Source organism: Pseudoalteromonas shioyasakiensis (assembly GCF_022398475.1).
Taxonomy (GTDB): Bacteria; Pseudomonadota; Gammaproteobacteria; order Enterobacterales; family Alteromonadaceae; genus Pseudoalteromonas.
Genome location: NZ_JAKEVM010000194.1, coordinates 1 through 5,838, shown reverse-complemented (window position 1 = coordinate 5,838; position 5,838 = coordinate 1). Strand labels below are relative to the sequence as shown.

Annotated in this window: 5 protein-coding genes; 2 read left to right on the top strand and 3 right to left on the bottom strand. The window is 38.7% G+C overall.

Features of this window, described 5'->3' with window-relative positions; all coding sequences use genetic code 11:
* Positions 1-41: 41 nt before the first annotated feature.
* A complete protein-coding gene (locus L1D51_RS20130; protein WP_054561674.1) occupies positions 42-992 on the top strand; it encodes a LysR family transcriptional regulator in 951 nt (316 codons plus the stop codon).
* A gap of 17 nt (positions 993-1,009) precedes the next feature.
* Here L1D51_RS20130 and L1D51_RS20125 read toward each other — a convergent pair whose 3' ends face one another.
* The 3 genes from L1D51_RS20125 to L1D51_RS20115 form a co-directional block, all read right to left on the bottom strand.
* The gene (locus L1D51_RS20125; protein ID WP_239964634.1) at positions 1,010-1,675 is read right to left on the bottom strand and encodes a GGDEF domain-containing protein; all 666 of its coding nucleotides are present in this window, start codon (positions 1,673-1,675) and stop codon (positions 1,010-1,012) included.
* Positions 1,676-2,233: 558 nt separating this feature from the next.
* Positions 2,234-3,127 carry a TIGR01777 family oxidoreductase gene (locus L1D51_RS20120; protein ID WP_055196754.1) on the bottom strand — a complete coding sequence of 298 codons (894 nt, stop codon included), beginning with the start codon at positions 3,125-3,127 and terminating at the stop codon, positions 2,234-2,236.
* Positions 3,128-3,216: 89 nt separating this feature from the next.
* Positions 3,217-4,515 carry a diguanylate cyclase domain-containing protein gene (locus L1D51_RS20115; RefSeq protein ID WP_239964632.1) on the bottom strand — a complete coding sequence of 433 codons (1,299 nt, stop codon included), beginning with the start codon at positions 4,513-4,515 and terminating at the stop codon, positions 3,217-3,219.
* Between the two features lie 216 nt (positions 4,516-4,731).
* Between L1D51_RS20115 and L1D51_RS20110 the strand changes: the two genes are divergently transcribed.
* Positions 4,732-5,838 (top strand): histidine kinase dimerization/phospho-acceptor domain-containing protein (locus L1D51_RS20110; protein ID WP_239964630.1); only part of this gene is annotated, 1,107 nt, incomplete at its 3' end.

Sequence of the window (5,838 nt, the reverse complement as noted above, 5' to 3'; positions counted from 1 at the left end):
GTGATAGTATCTTATAGATAATAATCTATGGGTTGGGTTTTATGGACTTAAGACATATTTCTTTTCGCTTACTAGAAGTGTTTATGTGTGTGGTAAAAACGCGCTCTATCAGTGAAACAGCAAGGCAGTTACACTTAACGCAACCAACGGTTTCGCAACAAATTAAACGCTTACAAGAAACAGTTAATGAGCCATTAGTGATGGTTAACCAGCAGCGTATACATGTTACAGAAGCAGGTTTTGCGTTGTTTCAAACATGTCAGCAGGTGTTTGGTCATTTTGATGATTATCAAGATTACTTAGCTGAGCTTAGAGGTGGAGAGCGCGGGCGCTGTAAAATAGCCATGGTTAACACTGCACAATATATTTTGCCTAAGTTACTTGGTCCGTATAGTAATTTACATCCGCATGTTGAATTGCCACTAGAAATTGGTAATCGTGCTGAGGTGCTTGCCCGGTTTGAAAGAGGCGAAGACGATATTTATGTATTTAGTCATCCCCCTTCGTTAGAACACGCAAAAGCGGGGCGGTTTTTACAAAATCCTCTTGTATTTATTGCGGCAAATAACCATAAGCTTGCGAGTAAAAGTCATGTAACTTTACATGACTTAGTGAGTGAACGTTTTTTACTTCGCGAGCCAGGTTCAGCTACGCGAATGCTGTTTGAGAGTGAACTGCAAAGCAGAGGTTTTGTCCTTAGCAACACAGTGCAAATGGCGAGTAACGAGGCTATTCGTGTTGCTGTTGGCTCAGGAATGGGGCTGGGGGTGGTTTCGCGCCATGTACTGCCACCTCACGATACGAGTTTTTGCATGCTAAATGTTGAAGATGTGAATTTGGCCAGCCATTGGTATTTTGTGGTGCGCACCGATCGCCATTTATCACATGCGGCGCGCAACTTTTTAAAATTTGCCCAACTGAACTTAGAGCAATGCTTAGATAAACAGTGGGTGACCAATGAGCTAAGTCAGTTAAATGAGAGTTTAAATTAAACTAACAAGTTGTTGCGTTAAAATGCCATGGTCACAACCTGATTACGGCCATTTAATTTTGCTTTGTATAAGCCTTTGTCGGCTTCTGCCAGTAACTCGTTAACATTATTTGTGCCCGATTTATGGGTGATGATGCCGATACTGATAGACAGGTTTATTTCATGGTCATTGTGCACAAAGCTATCATTATGAATGGCTAAACGAATTCGCTCTGATAAGATTTCTCCTTGAGCTTGGCTAGTATTGGGTAGTATCACTGCAAACTCTTCACCGCCAATCCTAGCCACTAAATCGTGCTCACGTAGCTGGCTTTTAATCTTTTTAGCAACCCACTTAAGTGCTTCATCACCCGTTTCGTGGCCATGCTGATCATTAACTCTCTTGAAGAAATCGATATCTATCATCAAAGCGCAAAGTTTTGTTAGGTTGTTGTTTGCTTGTTCTAAATAATTGTTACTAACGCTAATAAACGCTCGACGATTCAATAGACCTGTTAGCGAATCACGATTAGCAAGGTCACTCAGTGCCTGCTCATGCTCTAAGAACATCATTAATGGCCAGATCATGGCGGTTAGTGTGGTAATAACAATATGGCTTATGAGAATAACAGCTAATATTTGTTTCAAGTCTGTTTGCAACAAACCTAGGTAATCACTAAGTAGTAGTGAAAACTGGGTTACCATAATCAAAGCGTGAATGACGAAACACAACTTGAGTAATACTAAATGCATGATGCGTTTAACATGCAACTTCCTTAGCGCGAAAGCTGCATAGCTAAAACATGCTGCAATTATGGCTGTTGTGAATAACTGGCTAAATGGTGAATCATAAACAAGGAGTAATATTACTGCAGCTGCAACTAACACATATGCACATTTATTTTGACATTTTTTGTCTGATTGACTGTAAGCATGAATACCTAGTATGGCTGCTAAGGGAGCTGAAATTATCAGTAAATCAGCTAGATAATGTGTAATTAGAGTAAGGTCGATAAAAATACGCAGAGAAGCTGCTATTTGTGCGCCTACAAATATGAGACACGAGCTACCCCAATATAAATAACTTGATTGTTGTCTTAAAAAATACAAAGACAATAAGAACGACCCAATAATCACATTCAATAAAATTGATATGCTGATTATGGTGGGTAAATGCATCATGACTTTCCCTGAAGAATCACTCGACTAAAATCTATTTAATTATTATGTATTAGTTGAGTATTAGCAACCCGTACATTGTAACTATAATTTCAGGCTTTCTAATGCCGGCTGCAATGTTGGATAGTGGAAGCGGTAATTGTGACTAAGTAGTTTATTCGGAAGCACAAATTGACCATGAAGCAGAAGATCAGACATTTCTCCCATCATCAATTTTAAAACCCAGCTAGGCATACGTAGCATGGCAGGTCGCGAAATCACACTCGCGAGTGTTTGACTAAATTCATTATTATCAACAGGGTTTGGCGCAGTGGCATTGACAGGCCCGTGTATCTCTTGATGTGAAAGCACAAAAAGGATGAGTTGGATCATGTCGTCAATGTGGATCCACGACATTCCTTGTTGACCATGACCTACTGGTCCACCCAAGCCAAATTTAAAAGCAGGCAGCATTTTACCCAAAGCACCACCTTGCTTAGCTAATACGATACCTGTACGAAGTAGGCATACTCGAGTTTGGTCAGATTGTGCTTTCGTCGCTGCATGCTCCCAATCACGGCAAAGAACATGGCTAAATTCAGGATAAATATCATTAAAGCTTTCATCAATTGGCTGGTTTTCTTGGCGACCATAAAAGCCAATCGCACTGCCAGAAATAAAGGTATGAGGCGGCGACTCACAACGGCTAATTGCTTTAGATATCTGTAAAGTAAGATTAATTCGGCTATTCAGTAAAGTTCGTTTTTGCGACTCGCTCCAACGTTTGTTGACTATTGGTTCACCTGCTAGGTTAATGACAGCGTCAATCTCTTCAAAGTTAACTTCATCGAGTGACTTAACAGTATGTACTTGATGAGTCAGTATGACCGCGGCTTGAATAGGGTTGCGTGTTAGCACAGTAACCTTGTGGTGATTCAATAAAAAAGGGCACAAATGTCTACCAATAAGGCCCGTTCCACCTGTTAATAAAATATGCATAGTGCTGCCTTAATTAATATCTGTGTGTATTTTTTATACATAGTGATGGTGATTTTTGCAAATATATACGTATAAAGCAGTAATTTAGATTAGTCTTCTTGATTGTGGTTGTTGTAAATATGATAGCTATTTTTTAACTCATGTTTAGCGTGATACATTGCTTGGTCAGCTAATCTCAGCAATTCTTGGTGATCTAGGCTGTGATCTGGAGCAAGGGCTACCCCAATACTTAATGAAATATTTAATGTGAGCTGTTCAAATACAAATGGGTTATCAAAACGTGCCAATAGATGCGTGCTCATGGCATTAATGTGTCTGTATTTAACGATATTATGTGTAATTATGACGAATTCATCTCCCCCATAACGATACACATCATCATCGGCTCTAACTGATGACGTAATCCGTTTTGCGGTTTCAATAAGAACTTGGTCACCAATTAAATGGCCGTATTCATCATTGAGTTGTTTAAATTTATTTATATCTATAAATATAACAGCCAGTTTATTGTCTTCAGAGCAAGTAGTAATGGCTTGCTTCAATGCTGGCTTTAACTCTGTGCGATTTAAAACGCCTGTTAGATGATCATGACTAGCTTGAAAATTTAACTTACTCGTTCGCTCATAAACGATGTCACTCATGCGTGCAAAGCGTTTTAACACATAGCCAATTTCATCATGGCTACTAATCGTCAACGTTTTTGGTTTTTCGCCTTTTTCTAGTTGATCAGTGTTTTGAATTAATAACTTTAGAGGTTTAAAAAGCTTTGCATTGATATAAAAAGCGCAAAAAACTAACAAGATGAGCATTAATGGTATTTGCAAAGTTACGAAGCGAGTAATAAATAGTCTGTTTTTTTGGTAGTCAGCATTTTGCTGTTCTAACTTGGCAAGCTCAGTATTTTGAAACAGTAAAATATGCTCGCGGATCTGGTCCATATACTTTTTACCCTCATTCGTTAACACAACCGCTTTAGCTTCTTCGAGGGCATATGGCGTGCCCTGCATTACAAGTGTGACAGTTAATGCTAACTCTGCTAATTTTTTGTCGACCAGCTCATCAATTTCAGTAAGAGTGTCTTGTTGTTCGGGGTTATTTAGCGTTAGCTTATTGATAGTCAAAAAATGTTGTTTAACTTGTTCAAGTGCTGTGTAGTAGGGTTCTAAATAGTTGAGGTCTTGAGTTAATAAATAACCACGTTGCCCAGTTTCTGCGTTCGTTATTTGATTGTAGAGCTTTTCAGATTCATCGAGAGCATCATGAGTATGGATCACCGCCTCAAGCTTAGCCTGACCTTGCTTATCTAATACATAGATAATGAAGGTATTGGCTACCACCACTAAAAAAATAGAGGAAAGTAGAAGGATAAATTTAGCTCTCAGCGACATTAAAATAGTAGTAACCTAAAATTATTAGCTCTTAGTTGAAAAGTATTGACCAATCATCGAACTTTGCCAATATATCAACAAGAAACGTCTGTTTTAATGCTATCTCATGATGTTTTTAATGAAATTTGGTTCTTTAGCCTGTTTTAAGTGTACGCTCAGTAATTTATTGATATGCTAACTTGAACTAGATGCAGTTTTAAGTGACAAGGAGTGACTGTGAACTTTCTGCGCCAATTCCACGATATAGTATCTAATCAAGAAATTGATTTTTCCGACAAAGTAATCAAGTTACTAGAATTTGGTTTAGAGGTATTTGATCTCGAATTTGCGATTGTGAGTCAAGTTGATGACAAGCTCTATACGGTCATTCATGTGGTGGCGCCTGATAATGCAATCCCGGTTGGTACGCAATTCGATCTGGAAGGTACCTATTGTGCTCACACTTTAGAAGCTAATAAAGCGCTTTCATTTCATCATGCCTCAAATAGTCGGATTGCACAGCACCCTTGTTATGTAAACTTTCAACTAGAATCTTACATTGGCGCACCTATTTTTGTTGGCAAAAGTGTTTTCGGCACAGTTAACTTCTCAGCGCCTAAAGTATCAAAACCTTTTAGTGAAGAGTCTCACGATTATGTAGAGTTATTTGCTCAATGGTTAGGTAACGAATTAGCACGTAATGCCTCATCTGAGAGATTAGTTAAAAAGAACTATATGCTCGCGCAAGTCGAAGAAGTTGCTCGTATAGGGTCTTGGGAACTCGACTTGCTAGAAAATAAGCTCTACTGGAGTAAACAAACTAAAGCAATCCATGAAGTCCCTGCAGATTATTCTCCAAACCTTGAAACGGCTATTGAATTTTATAAAGAAGGTGAAAGTCGTGATGCAATACAACAAGTAGTCCAAGAAGCAATTGAGCATGGTAAAGATTGGAATATTGAAATTCAGCTTATTACAGCGAAAGGGAATCCTGTATGGGTTTCAACCTATGGCGAAGCGGAATTTGAAAACGGGCAATGTGTTCGTTTAATAGGTACTTTTCAAGATGTAACGAAAGAGGTGCTACTTCGTGAGGAGCTTAAAAAGCAAAAAGCGGATGCTGTGCGAACTCTTGAAGACCGAAGTATCTTGCTGGCTAAGATTAGCCATGAACTGCGCACGCCGTTAAATGGCATTACAGGCATGCTAACGACTTTACTCTATGAAAAGTCAGAGCAAAAACGAGAAGAAAAACTCAAAGTTGCATTACGAAGTGCAGATATTTTGTTAAATATAATTAACGAAGTGCTCGACTTTTCTAAAATAAATCATGGTGAACTGAAA